This window comes from Nocardia sp. NPDC059240 (assembly GCF_042753865.1).
Classification (GTDB): Bacteria; Actinomycetota; Actinomycetes; order Mycobacteriales; family Mycobacteriaceae; genus Nocardia.
In genome coordinates, this window is the sequence record NZ_JBHZAC010000001.1 from 750215 (window position 1) to 769524 (window position 19310).

General features: G+C 67.8%; 18 protein-coding genes. 6 read left to right on the plus strand and 12 right to left on the minus strand.

Going from position 1 to position 19310, the window contains the following annotated elements; translation table 11 throughout:
- Positions 1-137: 137 nt before the first annotated feature.
- The 5 genes from pafA to dop form a co-directional block, all read right to left on the minus strand.
- Positions 138-1496, minus strand: coding sequence for a Pup--protein ligase (pafA, locus tag ACFXHA_RS03630; protein WP_213555214.1), 1359 nt, complete (start codon positions 1494-1496; stop codon positions 138-140).
- A 202-nt stretch (positions 1497-1698) separates the two neighbouring features.
- Entirely contained in the window at positions 1699-2469 is a 771-nt protein-coding gene (prcA, locus tag ACFXHA_RS03635; protein ID WP_379352543.1) for a proteasome subunit alpha, read from the minus strand.
- Positions 2466-3326, minus strand: coding sequence for a proteasome subunit beta (gene prcB, locus ACFXHA_RS03640; protein ID WP_379352545.1), 861 nt, complete (start codon positions 3324-3326; stop codon positions 2466-2468). Before prcB ends, prcA begins: the two co-directional genes overlap by 4 nt.
- A complete protein-coding gene (locus ACFXHA_RS03645) occupies positions 3323-3517 on the minus strand; it encodes a ubiquitin-like protein Pup (RefSeq protein ID WP_213555212.1) in 195 nt (64 codons plus the stop codon). Before ACFXHA_RS03645 ends, prcB begins: the two co-directional genes overlap by 4 nt.
- A 259-nt stretch (positions 3518-3776) precedes the next feature.
- On the minus strand, positions 3777-5276 hold the full coding sequence (gene dop, locus ACFXHA_RS03650) for a depupylase/deamidase Dop (protein WP_379352546.1): 1500 nt from the start codon (positions 5274-5276) through the stop codon (positions 3777-3779).
- A gap of 131 nt (positions 5277-5407) precedes the next feature.
- Between dop and ACFXHA_RS03655 the strand changes: the two genes are divergently transcribed.
- Positions 5408-6622, plus strand: coding sequence for a DUF418 domain-containing protein (locus tag ACFXHA_RS03655; protein WP_379352548.1), 1215 nt, complete (start codon positions 5408-5410; stop codon positions 6620-6622).
- A gap of 3 nt (positions 6623-6625) precedes the next feature.
- Here the strand turns inward: ACFXHA_RS03655 and ACFXHA_RS03660 are convergent, their stop codons facing one another.
- Both ACFXHA_RS03660 and ACFXHA_RS03665 read right to left on the minus strand, forming a co-directional pair.
- The gene (locus ACFXHA_RS03660; protein WP_379352550.1) at positions 6626-6943 is read right to left on the minus strand and encodes a hypothetical protein; all 318 of its coding nucleotides are present in this window, start codon (positions 6941-6943) and stop codon (positions 6626-6628) included.
- 26 nt (positions 6944-6969) lie between these two features.
- Positions 6970-7698: a TetR/AcrR family transcriptional regulator gene (locus ACFXHA_RS03665; protein WP_379352551.1), complete on the minus strand. Its 729-nt coding sequence runs from the start codon at positions 7696-7698 to the stop codon at positions 6970-6972.
- A gap of 94 nt (positions 7699-7792) precedes the next feature.
- Between ACFXHA_RS03665 and ACFXHA_RS03670 the strand changes: the two genes are divergently transcribed.
- Both ACFXHA_RS03670 and ACFXHA_RS03675 read left to right on the plus strand, forming a co-directional pair.
- The gene (locus ACFXHA_RS03670) at positions 7793-8707 is read left to right on the plus strand and encodes a diiron oxygenase (RefSeq protein WP_379352553.1); all 915 of its coding nucleotides are present in this window, start codon (positions 7793-7795) and stop codon (positions 8705-8707) included.
- Positions 8704-9054, plus strand: coding sequence for a DUF4873 domain-containing protein (locus ACFXHA_RS03675; RefSeq protein WP_379352555.1), 351 nt, complete (start codon positions 8704-8706; stop codon positions 9052-9054). Before ACFXHA_RS03670 ends, ACFXHA_RS03675 begins: the two co-directional genes overlap by 4 nt.
- Positions 9055-9073: 19 nt before the next feature.
- Here ACFXHA_RS03675 and ACFXHA_RS03680 read toward each other — a convergent pair whose 3' ends face one another.
- Entirely contained in the window at positions 9074-9763 is a 690-nt protein-coding gene (locus ACFXHA_RS03680; RefSeq protein ID WP_379352557.1) for a WHG domain-containing protein, read from the minus strand.
- Between the two features lie 128 nt (positions 9764-9891).
- Between ACFXHA_RS03680 and ACFXHA_RS03685 the strand changes: the two genes are divergently transcribed.
- Entirely contained in the window at positions 9892-10344 is a 453-nt protein-coding gene (locus ACFXHA_RS03685) for a nitroreductase family deazaflavin-dependent oxidoreductase (protein WP_379352559.1), read from the plus strand.
- Between the two features lie 31 nt (positions 10345-10375).
- On the opposite strand, the gene ACFXHA_RS03690 is transcribed toward ACFXHA_RS03685, so the two are convergent.
- The 4 genes from ACFXHA_RS03690 to ACFXHA_RS03705 form a co-directional block, all read right to left on the minus strand.
- Positions 10376-10738 (minus strand): arsenate reductase family protein, encoded by a 363-nt coding sequence (locus ACFXHA_RS03690; RefSeq protein ID WP_379352560.1) that lies wholly within the window; start codon positions 10736-10738, stop codon positions 10376-10378.
- 46 nt (positions 10739-10784) lie between these two features.
- On the minus strand, positions 10785-12227 hold the full coding sequence (locus ACFXHA_RS03695; protein ID WP_379352562.1) for a hypothetical protein: 1443 nt from the start codon (positions 12225-12227) through the stop codon (positions 10785-10787).
- 282 nt (positions 12228-12509) lie between these two features.
- The gene (locus ACFXHA_RS03700; RefSeq protein WP_379352564.1) at positions 12510-17090 is read right to left on the minus strand and encodes an AAA domain-containing protein; all 4581 of its coding nucleotides are present in this window, start codon (positions 17088-17090) and stop codon (positions 12510-12512) included.
- Positions 17091-17343: 253 nt separating this feature from the next.
- On the minus strand, positions 17344-18126 hold the full coding sequence (locus ACFXHA_RS03705; RefSeq protein ID WP_379352566.1) for a helix-turn-helix domain-containing protein: 783 nt from the start codon (positions 18124-18126) through the stop codon (positions 17344-17346).
- A 98-nt stretch (positions 18127-18224) separates the two neighbouring features.
- On the opposite strand from ACFXHA_RS03705, the gene ACFXHA_RS03710 reads away from it, so the two are divergent.
- Together ACFXHA_RS03710 and ACFXHA_RS03715 are read left to right on the plus strand one after the other, a co-directional pair.
- Positions 18225-18635, plus strand: a complete 411-nt coding sequence (locus ACFXHA_RS03710) for a carboxymuconolactone decarboxylase family protein (RefSeq protein ID WP_379352568.1) — start codon at positions 18225-18227, stop codon at positions 18633-18635.
- Between the two features lie 10 nt (positions 18636-18645).
- Positions 18646-19137, plus strand: a complete 492-nt coding sequence (locus ACFXHA_RS03715; protein WP_379352570.1) for a nuclear transport factor 2 family protein — start codon at positions 18646-18648, stop codon at positions 19135-19137.
- The last annotated feature ends 173 nt before the right edge of the window (positions 19138-19310 follow it).

A 19310-nucleotide genomic window follows, 5' to 3' on the forward strand; every position in this document is an offset into this window, starting at 1 on the left:
TCGCGAGTGTGGAGCATGGGCGGTCGCGTTTCCCCCCAGTCGTCCCCTACTCGCCCCACCTGGCGAAAACGGACAAAGCGGTCAAAACCTAAAACGGGCCGCGAACCAGCAGGTTCGCGGCCCGTTCGAGCGAATGCCTACATCGAGGCGATCAGCCGATCCACGCGCTCGTCGACCGAACGGAACGGGTCCTTGCAGAGCACGGTCCGCTGCGCCTGATCATTGAGCTTGAGGTGCACCCAGTCGACGGTGAAGTCGCGTCCGGCCTCCTGTGCGGCGGTGATGAAGTCACCGCGTAGCTTGGCGCGGGTGGTCTGCGGCGGCGTGGTGACCGCCGCGTCGACCGCCTCGTCCTCGGTGATCCGCTTGGCCAGACCCTTGCGGGCGAGCAGGTCGAAGACGCCGCGGCCGCGCTTGATGTCGTGGTAGGCCAGATCCAGCTGCGCGATCTTGGGATCGGACAGCTCCATGTTGTAGCGGTCCTGGTAGCGCTGGAACAGCTTGCGCTTGATCACCCAGTCGATCTCGGTGTCCACCTTGGCGAAATCCTGCGCCTCGACGGCATCGAGGGTGCGGCCCCACAGATCCACCACCGCATCCACCTGCGGATCGCGATCGCGGTTGCGCAGATGCTCGACCGCGCGGGCGTAGTACTCACGCTGGATCTCGAGCGCACTGGCCTGCCGCCCGCCCGCCAACCGCACAGGCCGCCGACCGGTGAGATCGTGCGACACCTCGCGAATAGCGCGAATCGGGTTGTCCAGAGCGAAGTCTCGGAACGCGACGCCCGCCTCGATCATCTCCAGCACCAGCGAGGCGGTACCCACCTTGAGCATGGTGGTCGGCTCGGCCATATTGGAGTCGCCCACGATCACATGCAGCCGCCGGTACTTCTCGGCATCGGCATGCGGCTCGTCACGAGTGTTGATGATCGGCCGCGACCGCGTGGTCGCCGACGACACACCCTCCCAGATGTGCTCCGCCCGCTGCGACAGACAGAACGTCGCCGCCTTAGGCGTCTGCAACACCTTCCCGGCCCCGCAGATCAACTGCCGGGTAACCAGGAAGGGCAACAGCACATCCGAGATCCGCGAGAACTCACCGGCACGCACCACAAGGAAGTTCTCGTGGCAGCCATAGGAGTTGCCCGCGGAGTCGGTGTTGTTCTTGAACAGATAGATGTCACCGCCGATGCCCTCTTCGGCGAGCCGCTGCTCGGCGTCTATGAGCAAATCCTCGAGGACTCGCTCACCGGCGCGGTCGTGAGTGACCAACTGCACCAAGCTGTCACATTCGGCCGTAGCGTACTCCGGATGGGAACCGACATCGAGGTAGAGCCGGGCACCATTACGAAGGAACACGTTCGAACTACGGCCCCAGGAAACTACCCGGCGGAACAGGTACCGGGCCACCTCGTCAGGACTCAACCGACGGTGACCGTGGAACGTGCACGTCACCCCGAATTCGGTCTCGATCCCCATGATTCGTCGCTGCACCCTATCGACATTACAGCGCTGAAGTCCCCGGTAACGGGCTTGTCGGACAGCTTGTGCAAACGTATTCACAACGATTTAGCACGCGGTGCAACGCTGCACGCGTCTTAGCCTGCGAAAAAGCAAGGCTCCTTTGCACTCTGCTATTGAGAGTGCAAAGGAGCCTTATCCCGAATAGCGGGATTTGCTTGCGCTGCCGGGCGGGTTACGAGGGGTCTCCGCTCGACGGCTTGTCGGCTTCCGCCGCGGCTTTCGCGGTCGGGGTCTTGCCGGTCACCAACTCTTGCAGGGCCGCGCCTTGGATGCGGCGGAAGGCGCGGCGTTGGCGGGACTGCTCCAGGGTTGCCACCTCGAGGGAGGGGGCGGCCAGGGTGCGGGACTTGTCCTTGTCGCCTTCGGGGACGGCCTTCTGCAGCGCGGCCACCGCCGTGGTGACGGCCGAATGCAGGTCGAGGCCGGGCTTGTAGGAAGCCTTGAGGGCGGTGGTGATCGGGTCGGTGTTGCCGCCCATCACCACGAATTCCCGTTCGTCGACAATGGATCCGTCGAAGTTGATGCGGTAGAGCACCGAGTTCGTCGACTGCTCCGGGTATCCCACCTCCGCGACGCAGATCTCCACCTCGTAGGGCTTGAGCTGGTCGGTGAAGATGGTGCCGAGGCTCTGCGCGTAGAGGTTGGCCAGGAAGCGGCCGGTGACGTCGCGCCGATCGAACTGGTAGCCACGCAGATCCGCCTGCAGGATGCCGCCGCGGCGCAACGCCTCGAACTCGTTGTACTTGCCCACCGCGGCGAAACCGACGCGGTCGTAGAGCTCGCTGATCTTGTGGAGGGTGGCCGAGGGGTTCTCGGCCACGAACACCACGCCCTTGTCGTACACCAGCACCACGACGGACCGGCCGCGTGCGATGCCCTTGCGCGCAAGTTCGGTCTTGTCGCGCATGATCTGTTCGGCCGACGCGTAATACGGCAGTGTCATGCTTCACCGATCCCCTCTGCGGCCTGCGCGGCCCGCTCCTCCACCATGGACCGGGTGATCTCCTTGAGGCGCTCCTCGGAGACGATCTCGGAGCCCTCGCCGTCGATCACGATCGCGGTCGGGTAGATGTTGCGCATGGTGTCCGGACCACCGGTGGCGGTGTCGTCGTCGGCCGCGTCGAAGAGCGATTCGATCGCGATCCGCAGCGCCCGTTCCTGACCGATGCCGCGCGCGTAGGTCTTCTTCAGCGAAGACTTGGCGAACAGTGAACCCGACCCCACCGCGGTGTACCCGAAGCGCTCCTCGCTGCGTCCGCCGACCACGTCGTAGGACACGATGCGCCCGGCCTTGTCCGGGTCCAGCGCGTCCGGGTCGTAGCCGACCAGCAGCGGCACCACCGCCAGCCCCTGCAGGGCGGCGGGGAGGTTGTCGCGCACCATCTTCGACAGCTTGTTGGACTTGCCGTCGAAGGTGAGGGGAACGCCCTCGATCTTCTCGTAGTACTCGAGTTCCACCGCGAACAGGCGGATCATCTCGATCGCCATGCCCGCGGTACCGGCGATACCGGCCGCGGAGAAGGTGTCAGTGATGTACACCTTCTCGATGTCACGCTGGGCCAGCAGGTTGCCCTGGGTGGCGCGACGGTCGCCGGCGATCAGCACCCCGCCGCGGTAACTGACCGCCACGATGGTGGTGCCGTGCGGGGCGATATCGGACGGCACGCCCGGATTGGGGTGCGTGCCGTTGGATCCGATCGCGTTGCTGGGCAACAGTTCCGGCGCGTGCAAACGCAGGTACTCGGAGAAGGAGGACTGGGCGAACCCCAACTGGAGCCGCAGGGGGTCACCTTGGGTCACTGGCCGCCCTTCTGGACATAGGCGCGGACGAAGTCCTCCGCGTTCTCCTCGAGGACGTCGTCGATCTCGTCGAGCAGGTCGTCGGTTTCCTCCGCCAGCTTCTCGCGACGCTCCTGTCCCGCCCCGCCGTCGCCGGCCGGGCCCTCGTCCTCGTCGCCGCCACCGGCGCGCTTGGTCTGCTCTTGTGCCATAGCAGCCGACCTCCTCTGTGATCATCGGCGAGCACCGGAGAAGATCCGATGCTCGTCCCCCAACACTACCCACCAGCGGCGGGAACATGCCGGATTAAACGTCATTGTGCTGTTGCCGCGATCTCTCTGCCGCTTCCCGGGGGACACCCCCGGACCCCCGGGATTTCACTCGGGGGCAAGCCCCCGAACCCCCGAAAAGAGGGGGTCTGGGGACATGTCCCCAGACCCCCTCGATGTCGAATGACACGGTGGCGAACGCCTAGTGCGTCAACTGCTGCACCAACTCCGAGGCGGTGCGGACACCATCCAGCAACTTTCCGACGTGAGACTTGGTGCCGCGCCGCGGTTCCAGGGTGGGGATGCGGACCAGGGAGTCGCCACCCAGGTCGAAGATCACCGAATCCCAGCTCGCCGCCGCGATATCCGCGCCGAAGCGGCGCAGGCACTCGCCACGGAAGTAGGCGCGGGTGTCGGTGGGCGGGTTGGTCATGGCGTCGGTGATCTGCTGCTCGGTGACCAGGCGCTGCATGGAGCCGCGCGCCACCAGGCGGTTGTAGAGGCCCTTGTCCAGGCGCACATCCGAGTACTGCAGGTCGACCAGGTGCAGTTTGGGCGCCGCCCAGGTCAGGCCCTCACGATTGCGCATGCCTTCCAGCAGGCGCAGTTTCGCGGTCCAGTCCAGCAGATCCGCGGTTTCCAGGGGGTCGCGCTCGAGCAGATCCAGGACGTGGGCCCACTTCTCGATGACGTCCTTGGTACGGGCGTCGTCGGCTCCGGTGCGGTCCATGAACTTCTCGACCCGGTCGAGGTAGATGCGTTGCAGCGCAAGGCCGGTCAGTTCGCGGCCGTCCGAAAGGGCAACGGTGGCACGCAGAGTCGGGTCGTGGCTGATGGTGTGCACGGCGGTGACCGGGCGCGCGAGTTGCAGGTCCGAGAGGTCTTCGCCGGCCTCGATCAGGTCCAGTACCAGGGCGGTGGTGCCGACCTTCAGATACGTCGACCATTCGGCGAGGTTGGCGTCGCCGATGATGACGTGCAGGCGACGGTACTTGTCGGCGTCGGCGTGCGGTTCGTCACGCGTATTGATGATGCCGCGCTTGAGCGTGGTCTCCAGGCCGACCTCGACCTCGATGTAATCCGCGCGCTGCGAGAGCTGGAAACCGGGCGTATCACCGGACTGGCCGATGCCGACGCGACCGGAACCACACACCACCTGACGTGATACGAAGAACGGCGTCAGCCCGAGAATGATCTGGTTGAACGGGGTTTCACGGCTCATGAGGTAGTTCTCGTGGGTGCCGTAGGAGGCGCCCTTGCCGTCCACATTGTTCTTGTAGAGCTGCATGCGCGGCGCACCGGGCACGCTCGAGGCGTAGCGGGCGGCGGCCTCCATCACCCGCTCACCGGCCTTGTCCCAGATGACGGCGTCCAGCGGGTCGGTGACCTCGGGCGCGGAGTATTCGGGGTGGGCGTGGTCGACGTAGAGGCGAGCCCCGTTGGTGAGGATCATGTTCGCCGCCCCGACCTCGTCGGCATCGATCACCGGGGCGGGCCCGTTGAGCCTGCCGAGATCGAAACCGCGCGCGTCGCGCAACGGCGATTCCACCTCGTAATCCCAGCGTGTGCGCTTGGCGCGCGGCACGCCCTCGGCCGCGGCATAGGCGAGCACCGCCTGGGTGGACGTGAGAATCGGGTTGGCGGACGGCTCGGTAGGCGTCGAAATGCCGTACTCGACCTCGATTCCGATGATGCGCTGCATGCCTCGAGCCTAGGCGAAAGGCACGCCCGGGCGCGGGTGGACTGTCCGGGTTGGAGTCATTCGCGAGTCGGATGCCGGGTCGTTCTCGCGGGCGATCCGCGCCGGGCGGGGTCGGCGGCACAATGACCGGCATGGTCGAACCGGCTCCCGCACCACGTCTCCCGCTGCCGGGGACCGCCGTCGCCGACGGCCCCGAATCCGTTCCCGCCCAGTCCGGTTCGGCCCGGCTGGGGGCCTTGGACGTGCTGCGCGGCATCGCCATCCTGGGCACACTGGGCACCAATATCTGGATCTTCACCAATTCCGAAGGGCTGCTCGGCTACGTCGCGCACAGCGACGAACCGCAGGGGGCGTGGCTGTGGGCCGAACGAATCCTGCAGCAGTTGGCGCAGGGCAAGTTCCTGGGGCTGCTGACCATCATGTTCGGCATCGGGCTGGCTATTCAGCAGCGATCGGCGGTGCGGGCCGGGCGGGCCTGGCCGGGCCGGTATCCGGTGCGGGCGGGACTGCTGCTGCTCGACGGGCTGGTGAATTTCTTCTTCGTCGCCGAATTCGATGTGCTGATGGGGTACGCGATCACCGGGCTGGTGGTGGCGTTCATCCTGGCGACCGGCCCGAAGGCGCAGCGACGGTGGCTGATCACTACGGCGAGCATCCACGTGACGATGCTGTCGCTGATCGCGGTGGCGATCCTCTTCGCTCCCGGCGGTGCGGGCGGGCATCGGCCCCTGGATCCGAATCCCTATGCGGACGGCTCGTTCTGGGATCTGGTGGCGTTCCGCTGGCAGCATCTGCTCGCGTTCCGACTGGAGCCGCTGTTCATTTTCCCGATGTCGATCGCGTTGTTCCTGCTCGGCGCGCGCCTGTTCCGGGCCGGGATCTTCGAGGCCGAAGGCGCGCGAATCCGCAAGCGCCTCATGGTGATCGGCTTCGGGCTCGCGGCCCCGATCGATCTGCTGCTGGGTTTGCTCGGCGGCGACCTGATCCTGGTGGCCCGCTACGGAACCGCCCCGATCGTCTCACTGGGTCTGCTCGCCCTGGTCGCCGAGGTGTACGCGCACCGTCCCGGGCCGGGCTGGGTGGGCCGGCGTTTCAGTGAGGTGGGCCGAATGGCGTTGAGCTGCTACATCCTTCAGAACCTGGTGTCGGGATGGCTGTGCTACGGCTGGGGTCTCGGGCTGGCCGGTCTGGTGTCGGCCAACGCGCGGGTGCCGTTCACCGCCGGGATCTACGTGCTGGTGTGTGCGCTCATGCTGAGCTTCGCGCACTTCTGGTTGCGCCGATTCGAGCGCGGGCCGGTGGAATGGCTGTGGAACCGCAGCTATCGAGCCCTCACCCGCGGCTGAGGACTACTCGACCTCGTCGATGGACCGCAGGTACGGCGACTGACCGTCGATGCAGCCCTGCAGCCGGAAAAGGCTGTGTGCCGGAACGACATCGGTGAACTGCTCGCTACCGGAGGAGCCGCCGCCGTCGGCATCGCTGTATTCGCACTGCATATCGCCGGAGACCACGTAGTCGCGGTCGGTGTCATTGCGGCAATCGAGGACATCACAGTGCAGGCCGTCGGGGAGGGCGACATCGGCGGCCGCCGGGGCGATCGGGGCCAATGCGGCGGCGGCGATCGCGGCGAGCACGGCCGGCCGGGCGTACGAACGGATGGCCATCGAAATCCTCTGGTGGTGCGGCAGTGTCACGCGCGGGCCGCCGCGGTGCGCGAGAGCAGGTCGGCGACGACGGTGTCGCGGGTCAGCGGCAGGTCCAGACTACGGGCATTGCCCTCGAGCAGCGAAAGCACCGACTCGGTCAGGATGCCCTCGACCTGTTCGCTGGTCAGCGTGGGTGCGGCCCGCCAGCTGTTGACCACGCCGTCGACGAAGCCGACGGTGCCGAAGGCCATGGGGCGGGCCCGATTGCGGTCGATGCCGAAGCGTTCGAGGGTGTCGGAGAACAGGTCGGCGAGCCGGCCGCCGATGCGGTCGCGGGCCCCGGCCAGGGCGGTGGAGGTTTCGCCGTGCGGGTCGGCGGCGGCCAGGAAGCGATGCAGTTGCGGATGGCGTTCCACCCAGCCGACGTAGGTGCCGACCGCCCCGCGCACCAGATCGCGCACGGTGCCCTCGGGGTGCAGGCGCGGAAGCAGTTCGGCCAGCAGGGAATCGAGGATGTGGCGGCGGATGGCCTCGTCGAGGTCGGCGCGCCCGTCGAAGTGGCGGTAGACGACCGGGCGCGGCACCTGCAGGCGGTCGGCGATCTGCTGGACCGAGATCTCGGTGCCGTTCTCCTCGATGACGGTGAGAGCGGCGTCCAGCATGTCGGCGCGGCGGCGGGCCTTGTGCCCGGTCCAGCGGGTGCTGCGGCCGTCGGCGGCCGGTTCTCGGTCCCGCGCGGGGGGTTGCGCGGGTCTGCGTCGGGTGCCGGTCACTCGGCTCACGATACCCACTCCAGCGTTGACCGTGACAGCATGTACCACTAATCTGAGTGTAACAGCCTGTATCAGTAAAGAGTCAGGAGCTGTCATGGGCGACAACGCAGTCACCAGCCCGGCCGCACTCTCCCCGCGCGAATCCTTCGCCGCCCGCCTGCTCACCGGATCGGTGAAGAAGTCCTACGACCCGGTCGTCGACCTGGACTGGGACGCCCCGCTGGATCCCGACAAACTCTTCCTGCCGCCCGAGGTCGTCTCGCTCTACGGCACACCGCTGTGGGAATCGATGACCCCGGCGCAGCGCCGTGAGCTCTCGCGCGAGGAACTGGCCAATGTGCTCTCGGTGGGCATCTGGTTCGAGAACCTGCTCAACCGGCTGCTCCTGCGCGAACTCATGGCCGCCGATCCCACCTCGCGGCATGCGCACTACACGCTCACTGAGATGGGCGACGAATGCCGGCACATGATGATGTTCGGCAAACTCATCGACCGCATCGAGGCACGGCCGTACTGGCCCAATCGTTTCGAGCGCGCCACCATCGCCTCGCTGCAGCTGTTCCTGCGCGGCTCGATGGTGTGGGTGGGCGCGCTGGTGGGCGAGGAGATCTTCGACGCGCTGCAGCGGCGCACCCTCGACGATCCGCAACTGCAGCCACTCGTGGCGCGCGCCATGCGGATTCACGTCACCGAAGAGGCGCGGCATATCGGATTCGCGCGAGATGCCTTGGCGCACCGGGTCCCGACCATGTCGAAGGCCGAACTGCGGTACACGCGACTGTGTGTCGCGGTCGCCGCGCCACTGTTCGTGCACCTCATGACCAACTGGCACATGTACTCCCGCGCGGGCATCGAGGACGGGCGGGCCGCGCGCCGGATGGCGCGCGCCAATCCGCATTCGCGGCGCGCACTCGGGCTGGGGGCCGCGAATCTCGGTGCGTTCCTGGACAAACAGGGGCTGATCGGGCCGCTGGGCAAGCGGATCTGGCGGCGCCGAGGACTGCTGTGAGGTGGCGGCGGGTCCGCCGCCACTCCCCCGCCCCGGCCGACCCGCACGCCGCGGTCACCGAACCCGAACCGGCACCGGACTATTGCGGTCCCGCGCTGCTGGACGCACCGGGTACCGAGGTGGCGGTGCGGGTGGCGCTGACGGGTCATCTCGACCCGACAGACGGCCAATTTCACTGGTACGGGCGGATTTCCACCACCGAAGGGGTGGTATTGCCCGATCCGGGACGCGGGCAGGTCTTCCTGACCGTGCCCGGCAGCGCACCCGCGCCCGGCGTGCTGCAAGAGCGCGATCCGTGGGGCAATCTGCGTATCGCCGGGGTCGGCACCCCACCGTTCCCGCTGTAGCCCGGCGGGATTCCGCGCGCTAGCGCGCGAGCCCGATGTAGTCGGCCATCGCCGCCACCGAGTGATCGAAGAACGGCCCGGCCGGATCCATGCTGTTGTCGAGTTGGCCGAACAGTTCGAAGGTCACCATGCCGAACAGCTGGGTCAGCGCGATGAATGCTCGCGCCACCGCCGATTCCGGCAGCCCGGGCGCGATCATGGCCGCGATGTTCGCGGATTGGGCGGCGAGCTCCGGCGTGAGGTCGTCGGGCGAGACGGTCAGCGTGCCCGCCTCCCAAGCCCGGTAGACGATGCCGAGCATCGCGACCGGTGCCCGCGAGGCCGGGCCGACCGTGGTCTCCGGGGCCTGATATCCCGGCACCGGCGAGCCGTAGACCAGCGCGTATTCGTGCGGGTGCGCAATGGCCCAGTCCCGCACGGCCTTCGAGGCCGCCCGCAGTTGCGCGCGCGGCGTGTCCGCGCTCGCGACGGCGTGTTCCACGGTGTCGCCGAGGGAGTTGTAGGCATCGATGATCAGCGTGGTCAGCAGGTCGTCACGGCTCGGGAAGTACCGGTACAGCGCCGAGCTCACCATGCCGAGTTCGCGGGCGATGGCCCGCAGGGACAGGGCCGGGGCACCCGATTCGGCGAGCTGTCGCCGGGCGGCGTCGGTGATCTCGCGGGTGATCTCGGCGCGGGCCCGTTCGCGGGCGGTCCTGGGAACGCTCATGCGGACAGTGTGCCACGTCTCGGATCACTGCCAAATTTCGAGAGCACTGCTCTTGACACGATGAACAACAGGCGCGCACACTGATCCCAACAGAGAGCACCGCTCTCCAAGATTGGAAGGAATCCGCCATGGACGCCCGCGACGCCGCCACCCGCTACATCGGCCCGACCGGCCTGGACCCGATCATGAACCGCCTGTTCAACGCCCTGCCCAAGCTCGGCATCAATGTCGCCGGCGGCCGCCTGCTGGCCGTGCGCGGCCGCAAGTCCGGCGAATGGCGCACCACCCTGGTCAATGTCCTCGACACCGACACCGGCCGCTACCTGGTCGCGCCGCGTGGCCACACCCAGTGGGTCAAGAACCTCCGCGTGTCCCGCACCGGCGAACTGCGCCTGGGCCGCAAGACCGAAACCTTCACCGCCACCGAACTCCCCGACGCCGACAAGATCCCGGTCCTGCGCGCCTACCTCGACCGCTGGGGCTGGGAGGTCGGCCGCTTCTTCGAGGGCGTCACCAAGAACGCCACCGACGCCGAATTGGCCGACATCGCACCGGGTTTCCCCGTCTTCGCTCTCTCCTGAGCCGATCCCTCGGGCGACGCCGGAATGCGGGTCAGCGCAGTTCGTTCAGAGATTCGTCGTCGCGGGCCAGGAAGGCGCGACCGTCGGCGGTGAAGACAATGGGGCGTTGAATGAGGCGAGGGTGGGTGGCGAGAGCCTCGATCCAGCGGTCGCGGTCGGCGGGAGTCTTGCCCCACTTCGAGACGCCCAGTTCCTTGGCCTCGGGCTCCGCGGTGCGAGTGATCTGCCACGGCTCGAGGCCGAGTTTGGTCAGTGCCGAGCGGATTTCGCCGGCCGAGGGCGGATTGTCAAGGTAGCGGCGCTCGGTGTAGTCGGTGCCGGTCTCGTCGAGGACCGCCTTCGCGGTGCGGCTCTTGGAGCACTTGGGGTTGTGCCAGATTTCCGTCGCTGCCATGCGGCCAGCCTAGGCGGCCGCCTCCGGAGCGGACGTCACCGGCGTGTCAGACCCAGTCGACGACCCAGCGGTAGGGGCGCATCCAGTAGAGGCCGGCCTCGGGAATCGGGTGGCCCCAACGCTGTTCGGCCTGCGTGAGGTGCCAGCGGTATTCGGGGGCGGGTTCGCCGTTGTGGATCTCGTAGAGGTGGCGGCGCCAGGAGTTGATCATGCCGGGGACGACCTGCGGGTCGTTCTCGTAGGCCCACTCCACGTTTCGGTTCATGAGCGAGTCGACGGCGTGGTTGGCGGCATTCGGGTCGCCGGTGCTCAGCGAGTGCAGGAAGGCCGCGACCAGGTTGTAGGCGATGGCGTCGTGCACGGAGGTCTGACCGTTCTCCAGCGACCAGATGCCCAGGTAGGTGGGCCCGTGCTCGTCGACCCACACCGAATGCGCCTCGCCGACCCGGTTGTCGAAGATGAGGGCGGTGAGCAGGCCGAGGGTGGCCTTGCCCATGATCAGCGGATCGGGCTTGCCGGTGCCGAGGGCGTCGTCGATGAGGGCGCGGTAGGCGGCCGCGGCGATGCCGGGGCGGTTGGCTTCCATGAGCGCGTCGGCGGTCTGACCGCCCGCGATCTGCTCGGCGGGCGGCTGTGACGGGCCGGTGACCACCTGTGGCGCACCGTCACCCAGGCGCAGATACTGCGTCTGCATGGCGTCGGGCGCGAGCGGCGGATCGGAGGCCGGTCCGCTATTGCCCAGCGGTGTGCCGTTGTGGGGCGGGATGCCATCGTTCAGCGGGTCCGACAGCGGTATGCCGTTGCCGAGCGGGTCGGCGAGATCGAGATTGACCGCGAGCGGTTCGCGCAGTACAGGCGCGGTTTCCAGGTATTCCAGTGCTACCCGGGCGAATTCGTTGTCCTGGCTCTCGAGCCATTCGCGCCCGGCGCGCAGCGTGTCGATGAGGTGGGTGCCGACGCCGGATTCGATGGCGGCGCACAGCGCGTAGTACCCGTACCCGCGGTAGTCGTCGTGTCCGACACCCTCGGTGATCAGCAGTTGCGCGTATCTGCTTGCCAGGTCGTGTCTTTCGATATCGCCGAGCAGGGTGCAGGCGGTCATGGCCGCCATCAGCACCTCGGCGTGCTCGCCGTGCGCGCGCCGCAGCTCGATGCAGCGGTCGGCCATGGTGACGGCGCTGTCGGGCAGATCCTGCTGGGTGGCGGCCTCGACGGCCATCGAGTACATGGTGGCCAGCGTGGCGGGCGGGATGTCGGCCGGGAAGCGGGCCGGACCGCGTTCGGCCAGGTGCAGCGCCTGCGCGTAATCCCCCGCGGCGAAGGCGGACCGGAACCGGTAGGACACGATCCAGCCGTAATCCTTGGGCTCGGGCGCCACGTCCAGGCCATCGTCGAACGCCGTCAACCGTGCCAGCGCTTCCTCCGCCAGCCCGGCCTCCAACATGCCGCTCGCCTCGTTCATCACTTCGACGAACGCATTTCGATCCATGGCCTACTCGCCTTCCCGCATCTGTCAGCCCCGGATCGTATGACCGCACCACCACCCCGCGCGGCCAGTGAGGTAAAGGTCATAGTTTCAACCCACCCCACATGATCACGCAGCGCCTTTGCACGTGGCACGTTGTGTCACAACGAGATTCCCGCGCCACGCCACGAACCCGCCTCCCTGCGGGCAAATCTCGTGTCGCAACCGATCCGTTATGCCCCCAATCTAACGACAACACCCCCGGCCGTCCCACATCCGCCCTCGGAGTGTCGGCGGTCGCGGCGCTCAGTCGGCGGATGTGGCGATGAGCCGGTAGCGGGTGCCTCGACGCTGGCCGACCTGTTCCAGCCGGCCCTGCGCGATCAGGCCTTTGATCTCCCGGCGTGTCTCGGTGGCGCTGAGCCCGAGGCGGTCGGCGGCCTCGCTGGTGCTGATCGGGCCGGATTCGGCCAGCGCAAGCAGGTTTCCGGGAATGGTGCTGGGCTTCTCGAAAGTCACCGCACGGGTCTCCGGGACGCGGGGCGCCTCGGCCGGTCGAATCTCGATGACCTGTTCGATCTCGGTCACCGGTTCGTCCTCGGTCAGCGGCTCGTCCTCGGTGACCGGCTCGGCTGCCACCGGCGACGCAGCGGAGACGACCGGCTCACCCCAGGTGGCGGCCGGGCGAATCCCGCGTTGGCCGAGCGCCTCCCACAGACCGCTCAGCGCGGCGACCGGGTCGAGGTAGTACTCAGATTCGCGGATTCGCCAGAACTCCCAGCCGCACCGGCGCAGCTCCCGTTCGCGTTCGAAGTCGGCGAGCCGCTGTTGTGGGGTGGAATGCCAGGCGTCACCGTCACACTCGACCGCGAGCCGCCCGGCCGCCCCCGTGACGACCAGGTCCAAGCGCCGATTGTTCACCTCCACCTGCGGGTTCGCGTGGTAGCCGCGGTCGACGATGTCGCGGAAGACGCGCTGCTCGAAGAGGCTGTCGAAGTCCGGGTGCCGCTCGTCACGGGTGACGTTCGCCGGCATGGCCGGGGCCGGCGCCGGGGAGGTCGACTGCATATAGGTGAGCAGCGAGTGCCGCAGATCGATATCGCGCAGCCGGTCCGAGGTCACCGAATGAAACAGCCAGAGTTGGTCGCGGGCACGCGAGGCCGCGACATTGAAGCGGCGCTGATGATTGGTCCCGGTCAGCGATTGAAAGCGCTGTTCCGGGGCGACCACCATGGACAGGAACACGACATGCCGTTCGTCGCCCTGAAATTCGGGCGGCGTACCCACGCGCAGACGTCGGCCGTCCCAGGTGTCGGGATCGATGTGCCGGAGCAGCTCGTTGCGGATCAACTCGGCCTGCGCCCGGCCCTGCAAGACCACGACGCCGAAGGTCTTGCCCGCGTAGGCGGGATCCTCCAGACAGCTCACCAGCGCCGCGCACAGCGCCTCGGCCTCGGGCCGATTCACCAGATCCGCACTGCGACCGCCGACGACACCGCCCTCGACGTAGGTGGTCCGCAGCGGCGGCAGCCGGTCCGCACCGAACTGGCGCACCGGAACCAGCGGCGCGTCCAGATAGAACTCGTTGCTGCACCAGGTGATGATCTCCGGCATACACCGGAAGTGTTCGCGCAGCCGCACGACCTGACCGAATCTGGTGCGCAGCATGGACATCAGACTCGAGCGTGGCGTGAAGCTCGACCGCAGATACTCGGGCACATCGTGCAGGTAACGCTCGAGGCGTTCGAAAACCGAATCCAGCGTGCCGGAGGCGACTTCGCCGGGCGCACACTGCTTGTCGTCACCGACCACGATGACGCGCGGCGCCAGCCACAGCAGGAACAGACTCGCGATATCGGCCTGTGAGGCCTCGTCGACGATGACCACGTCGAACGAATCCTGGTCCGGCGGAATGGTGTCGAGCACTTGCTGCAGCGGCATCACCCAGGCGGGTACCGCGCCCTGGGCGTGCCGCATGGCCTCGCGCGCGGCAATGCGGTAGCGCTCCGCGTATTTGCCGGTGCCCTTGCCGATATTCGTGACGTGGTCGCGGTAGGCCTGCAGTGCGGTGACCTGTTGTGCGGTCATCCGGTCCAGACAGCCCAGCCAGGCGCGCTCGGCCGCCAACTGTTCGGTCAGGACGGCGATGTCGGCCTCGACGGTCTCGAGTTCCGATTCCAGCGCCAGGTCGCGCCCCGGTCGGCGCTGATCCGTGAACCAGGCGTGCGCCCGCCGCCACGCCCACGCCGGCGGTAGCGCGGCGAGCCGATCACTCCAGGCGTTATCGGCGGCGGTATCGGCCAGCAGGGCGTCCAGAGCCGGTGCGGCCGCGGCCAATCGGGTGCGCAGCTCGCGAATCCGGACGGCGTCCGCGTGTTCGGTCCGTGCGTGCTCCAAAGCCGTTACCGCCGTGGCGAATCCGTCCGCGTCGGCATTCGACAGCGCGGCTGCCAGGGCCCGGCTCTCCGGGGAGGGCCCGGAGACGAAGGCCGTGGTGATCTCCTGTGCGAGCCGGGCCAGCCGGACCCGGGCAAGTTCGGCGTCGCGGGCCTGCGCGATGATCCGCGCGCCACCGGCGACGGCCTCGGCTTCGGCGAGGGTGTGTATCCCGGGTGCGCCGGGTCGCGCGGTCCGCAGGGTGACCGCAACGGTCTCGGCCCGCTTCAGCAGCGTATCGACGGTGTCGACGGCGATGGCGGCATTCTGCAGCGCGTTCACCCGGGAGGCTCGGGACTCGTTGTGCGGCATCGCGATGGCGATGTCCGTCAGAATCGCCGCGGCCACGTCCGCGCTGTCCACGGCGCGCAGGTGGGCGACGACCAACGCCACCGCCTCGCTCGTGGTGGCGGCCACGCCGTCGACGGTCGCGGGTGCCTCGAAGCGTTCGACGGCCTGCTGCTCACGGGACTTGAACAGCCGACCGCGCCACGGTGTGCCACCTGCCATCGCCGTCCCGAGCGCGGCGTAGGCGGCCAGTGCTGCCGGTCCCGCGACCGGAGCCTCGACGATGTGCCGGCCGACCGTGTTGTCGGCGGCGACCGCCTCGGCCGCCAATTGCGTGATCTGCGCGGTCCGTGACCACAGATGCCCGGCGCGCCCGGACAGCACCGCGTCGGCGGCGGCGTGGTACTGCTCGGGCAGCTGCCGGACCCGCGCGACGGCGTCGGCGAGCCCCTCGCACGCGACGCGGAACCGCTCGAGGTCGTCGGGCGACATTCTCGCGAGGTCGGCCGGGTCGACGCCGTCGGTGGCACGGTGGCCGAGGTGCCCGGGTTCGCGCGCGGCCTGCCCGCACAGTGCGGCCACCTCCTCGCCGGCCGGGAGCAGCCGGGTCAGGTCCGGAAAGTGCTGCCGCGCTCGGGCATTGCGTTCGGGTGTCGCCTGACGCAGCAGCGTGGTGAGGGTCCACAGCTCGTCGGCGGCCAGTGGCGGATGGTCGCCGCGCACCGGTTCCGGCAGCCAATTCTGTTCGGGCTCGGCCGCTTTCAGCGACCGCACGATCTCGGCGGCGGTGCCCGCGTAACCGGGTGCGATCTCCGGATGCCGATAGGTCTCCGACTCGCGGATCGCCCGGATGTCCTCGGTGATCCGTGACCGTCCGCGCTGCGCCTGCTCGCGTCGCCGGGTCAGCTCGTCGATGCGGCGCAGGGTCGCTCCGCGGTCGAAACTCGCCTTGCGAGCGGCGATTTCGGCGACACTGCGATTCAGGTCGGCCGAGCCGCCCTGCCCGGCCTCGGTGAGCGACACGCACAGTTCCCGCATGGACGCGGGCAGCTTGTCCTGCAGCACGCGCAGGGCTTGCGCCTTCTCGCTGGTCACCAGGACCCGTTGTCCGCGCGCCAGCAGCGCGGACACCAGGTTGGCGATGGTGTGGGTCTTGCCGGTCCCGGGCGGCCCCTCGACCACGACGCCGCTGTCGACGGCGAGGCGTTCGATGATGGTGCGCTGCTCGGCATTGGCCGGCAGCGGGAACAACGGCTCCGCCCCCGGTTCGCCGACGCCCGCGGTGCCAACGGTGCGCAGCCAGGCGGCCCGTTCCTCGGGTTCGATCGATTCGACCAGCTGTGCCAGGCCCAACGGGATGGGCGCGTCGGCGCGGTCCAATTGCCGGACGATGCGCTCGTAGTAGTCGGCCAGCGCGAACGCGCCGCGCTCCCGCATCACCAACGCGGGCGCGACGGACAGCGTGGCCCGGTCCGCGGGCGGGGTCGCCCCGTCGACGACCTCGACGGAGGTACGCAGGGCGCGACTCGACCATTCCTTCAGGAACCGCGCCATATCCGTGCCGAGCGTGGTCGTCTGCTCGGCAACGAGCGTTTCCTGCAGCATGCGCGAGCCGCTGACATCGAAATCGGAACGGTCGGTGAGCAGCCGTGAATCCTCCAGCAGCGGAATGGATTCCTCGGCGATCCGGACGATGATATCGCCGGTGCGATCCTCACGTTCCACGCGCACCGGCTGCGAAATCAGATGGGTGCGAACGCGTTTGTTCGCGGCGGTTTCCGGGAGCTGCAGGAATCCGTTGGCCAGCACCAGTTCCACCGATTCGGGGCGCGCCGACAGCTCCTGCAGTATCCGGGTGAGCCGGTCGTGCAATTCCCGAGCGGGGAGTTGGCCGCGATCGATATCGGCCCATTCCCGCCAGTGTGCGAGCCAGCGATCGAACCCGGGCCGCAGACCCTCGGTGCCGATCTCGTCGGGGAATCGCGGCGCGGCCGTGGAATCGGTGAGATCACCCTCGACGCGACCGACCAGCACGCCGGGCAGCGCCGGAGGGTCGTCCCGCAGCACCCGTGGCGACCTCAACAGCACCGATCCGGCTTCGGGCTCGGGTTCGAGCACGATTCCGCGCCCCTCGAGCGCGATCCACGCTTCGTGGTCGGCCACGTCCAGCACGGGCGAAGTGCGAGCGTGAACGAGTTCGTTCAGAAAGCTCACCAAACGCTGTACGCGGTCCCGGAGCAACGGATCGGATTCCCGAGTCGGTGCCTGCAAAACAACCCCTTCTACACGCTGCACGGTCAATTCGCAATATCTAGCTAATTGATGGCAACCCTAACAATGGGGTCCGACACCTGTCCCCGGACCGATACGGAACGCGGCCCAGATCACACGTGAGTGCGAGTGTGCGATATCCGGATCAGAAGTAATCCGGCAGCTCGGTCCCGGCCGCCGGGACGAAGGTCACGATGCGCTGCCGTGGATCACCGGGCAATTCCAGATTCTCGTAGTCGAAAGTCACATCGCCGCTATGGGGATGGCGAATAATCTTCCGGCCGAACGAACGCTGTTCGACCTCCCCGATTTTCCACAATTCGATGAATTCCGCGCTACCGGAGGCCAGTTCGTCCACCAGGGCGGTGGTCGCCGGATCGTTCGGATAGCGGCCGACCGTGCGGCGCAACTGGGCGACGGTGGCCGCGGCGACGTCCTCCCACTCCACGTAGAAGGTGCGGGCCGCGGGATCGCAGAACAGCGCTCGCGCCATGTTCTCGGCGGCCATGGGCCCGAAGACGTAGTTGGCCACGGGATTTGCGGCGAGGACGTCGAAGAGGTCGGTGATGACGACGGCGGGGGCCTTGTCGATGAGGTCGAGCATGCGCAGCAGCTCCGGCCGCGGTGTGACAGCGCCGGTTTCGGCCACGCGGGGCGGGTGGGCCAGCGTGTGCAGGTGGGCGGTCTCGATCTCGTTGAGGCGCAGGGCGCTCGCGAGTGCGTCGAGGACGTCGGTGGAGGGGTTGGCGGCGCGGCGTTGTTCGAGGCGTTGGTAGTACTCGGCGCTGATGCCTGCCAGGTGGGCGAGTTCGGAGCGGCGGAGGCCGGGGACGCGGCGCAGGCCGGAGGGGGGCAGGCCGGTGTCTTGCGGATCGACGCGGGCGCGTCGAGACTTCAGGAATTCCGCCAGGTCCTCACGTACCGCCATGACCGCAGTCTGGCACAGGGGCCGGTGTGGGTGGCCCTGGGAGTACGAGGCACGGCGTGAGCTGGTTACCGGCTTTGGCGGCTAGCAAGCTCTGATTCATGAACGAGAGATTCCAGCGGGGAGCCGCCAGACAGGCCGAACTCGGTGGGGCGGGCGGTGTTCGGGGGCGCGTCTACGACGAGTTGGCCGAGATCGCTCCGGATCTGCATCGGTTCGCGGTCGAATTCGCTTACGGCGATATTCATTCCAGGCCGGGGCTGGACGCGGGCAGGCGCGAGCTGGTGATCCTGGGCGCGCTCATCGCGCTCGGGGATACCCGCTCGCAGTTGGAGGCGCATATCGGGTCGGCGCTGAATGCCGGTGTCGCGCCCGGCGAGATCGTCGAGGCGATCCTGCAAGCCCTCCCCTACGCGGGTTTTCCCCGCGTGCTCTCGGCCATGTCGGTCGCCCGCGGCGTGCTCGCCGCCCGCGATCTGTTGCCCGTCACCACCGATTCCATTGCACCGTAGGAGAACCGCCATGACCACTTCTGTTTCCGGGACCGCCACCGCCCAGCAGCGCGCCGACATCATCGAGGCCGTCACCCGTCTGTTCTGGTACATCGACATCAAGGACTGGGATTCCTTCCCGAGCGTGTTCGCCGACGAGGTCACCCTCGACTACTCGAGCGTGTGGGGCGGTGGGCCCGCGACCGTCGCACCGGCGCAGATTCGCGCCGACTGGGAGAAGCTGATCGGTAGCTTCGACGCCACCCAGCATCTGCTCGGCAATCACCTGGTGTCCGTGGACGGCGATCACGCCGAGTTGACCGCGGTGTTCCAGGCGGTCCACATTCTCGCCAATCCGCTCGGCTCGCCGCGCTGGACCCTGGGCGGCACGTATCGGATCGGTCTGGAGCTCGTGGACGGGGACTGGAAGGTCGATTACATGCTGATGACGGCCCAGTGGGCCGACGGCAACAAGGACATCATGAACATCGCATCCGGTGGGCAGCGCCCCGAGGCGGCCTGAGAAACGGGGATATGAGAATGGGAAGGATTGCTTCCTTCCCATTCAACCTTATAACACAGTGGGGGGCTTGCCACAAGACCCCGGTGATGGCGCACTATTGCTCACCTAAGGCCGCAACCTGCGCAAACGGCGGGGTGTGGCGGCGGGGATCGCTAGTCGGGAAGGTGAGGTGC

Excerpts from the sequence above, each read along its gene's own strand:
- ACFXHA_RS03715 (WP_379352570.1), top strand. The coding sequence starts at position 18,646 with ATGACCACTTCTGTTTCCGGGACCGCCACCGCCCAGCAGCGCGCCGAC.
- prcA (WP_379352543.1), bottom strand. The coding sequence starts at position 2,469 with ATGACACTGCCGTATTACGCGTCGGCCGAACAGATCATGCGCGACAAG.
- dop (WP_379352546.1), bottom strand. The coding sequence starts at position 5,276 with ATGCAGCGCATCATCGGAATCGAGGTCGAGTACGGCATTTCGACGCCT.
- ACFXHA_RS03685 (WP_379352559.1), top strand. The coding sequence starts at position 9,892 with ATGGACGCCCGCGACGCCGCCACCCGCTACATCGGCCCGACCGGCCTG.
- ACFXHA_RS03695 (WP_379352562.1), bottom strand. The coding sequence starts at position 12,227 with ATGGATCGAAATGCGTTCGTCGAAGTGATGAACGAGGCGAGCGGCATG.
- ACFXHA_RS03655 (WP_379352548.1), top strand. The coding sequence starts at position 5,408 with ATGGTCGAACCGGCTCCCGCACCACGTCTCCCGCTGCCGGGGACCGCC.
- ACFXHA_RS03660 (WP_379352550.1), bottom strand. The coding sequence starts at position 6,943 with ATGGCCATCCGTTCGTACGCCCGGCCGGCCGTGCTCGCCGCGATCGCC.
- ACFXHA_RS03710 (WP_379352568.1), top strand. The coding sequence starts at position 18,225 with ATGAACGAGAGATTCCAGCGGGGAGCCGCCAGACAGGCCGAACTCGGT.
- ACFXHA_RS03670 (WP_379352553.1), top strand. The coding sequence starts at position 7,793 with ATGGGCGACAACGCAGTCACCAGCCCGGCCGCACTCTCCCCGCGCGAA.
- ACFXHA_RS03680 (WP_379352557.1), bottom strand. The coding sequence starts at position 9,763 with ATGAGCGTTCCCAGGACCGCCCGCGAACGGGCCCGCGCCGAGATCACC.
- ACFXHA_RS03705 (WP_379352566.1), bottom strand. The coding sequence starts at position 18,126 with ATGGCGGTACGTGAGGACCTGGCGGAATTCCTGAAGTCTCGACGCGCC.
- ACFXHA_RS03690 (WP_379352560.1), bottom strand. The coding sequence starts at position 10,738 with ATGGCAGCGACGGAAATCTGGCACAACCCCAAGTGCTCCAAGAGCCGC.
- ACFXHA_RS03645 (WP_213555212.1), bottom strand. The coding sequence starts at position 3,517 with ATGGCACAAGAGCAGACCAAGCGCGCCGGTGGCGGCGACGAGGACGAG.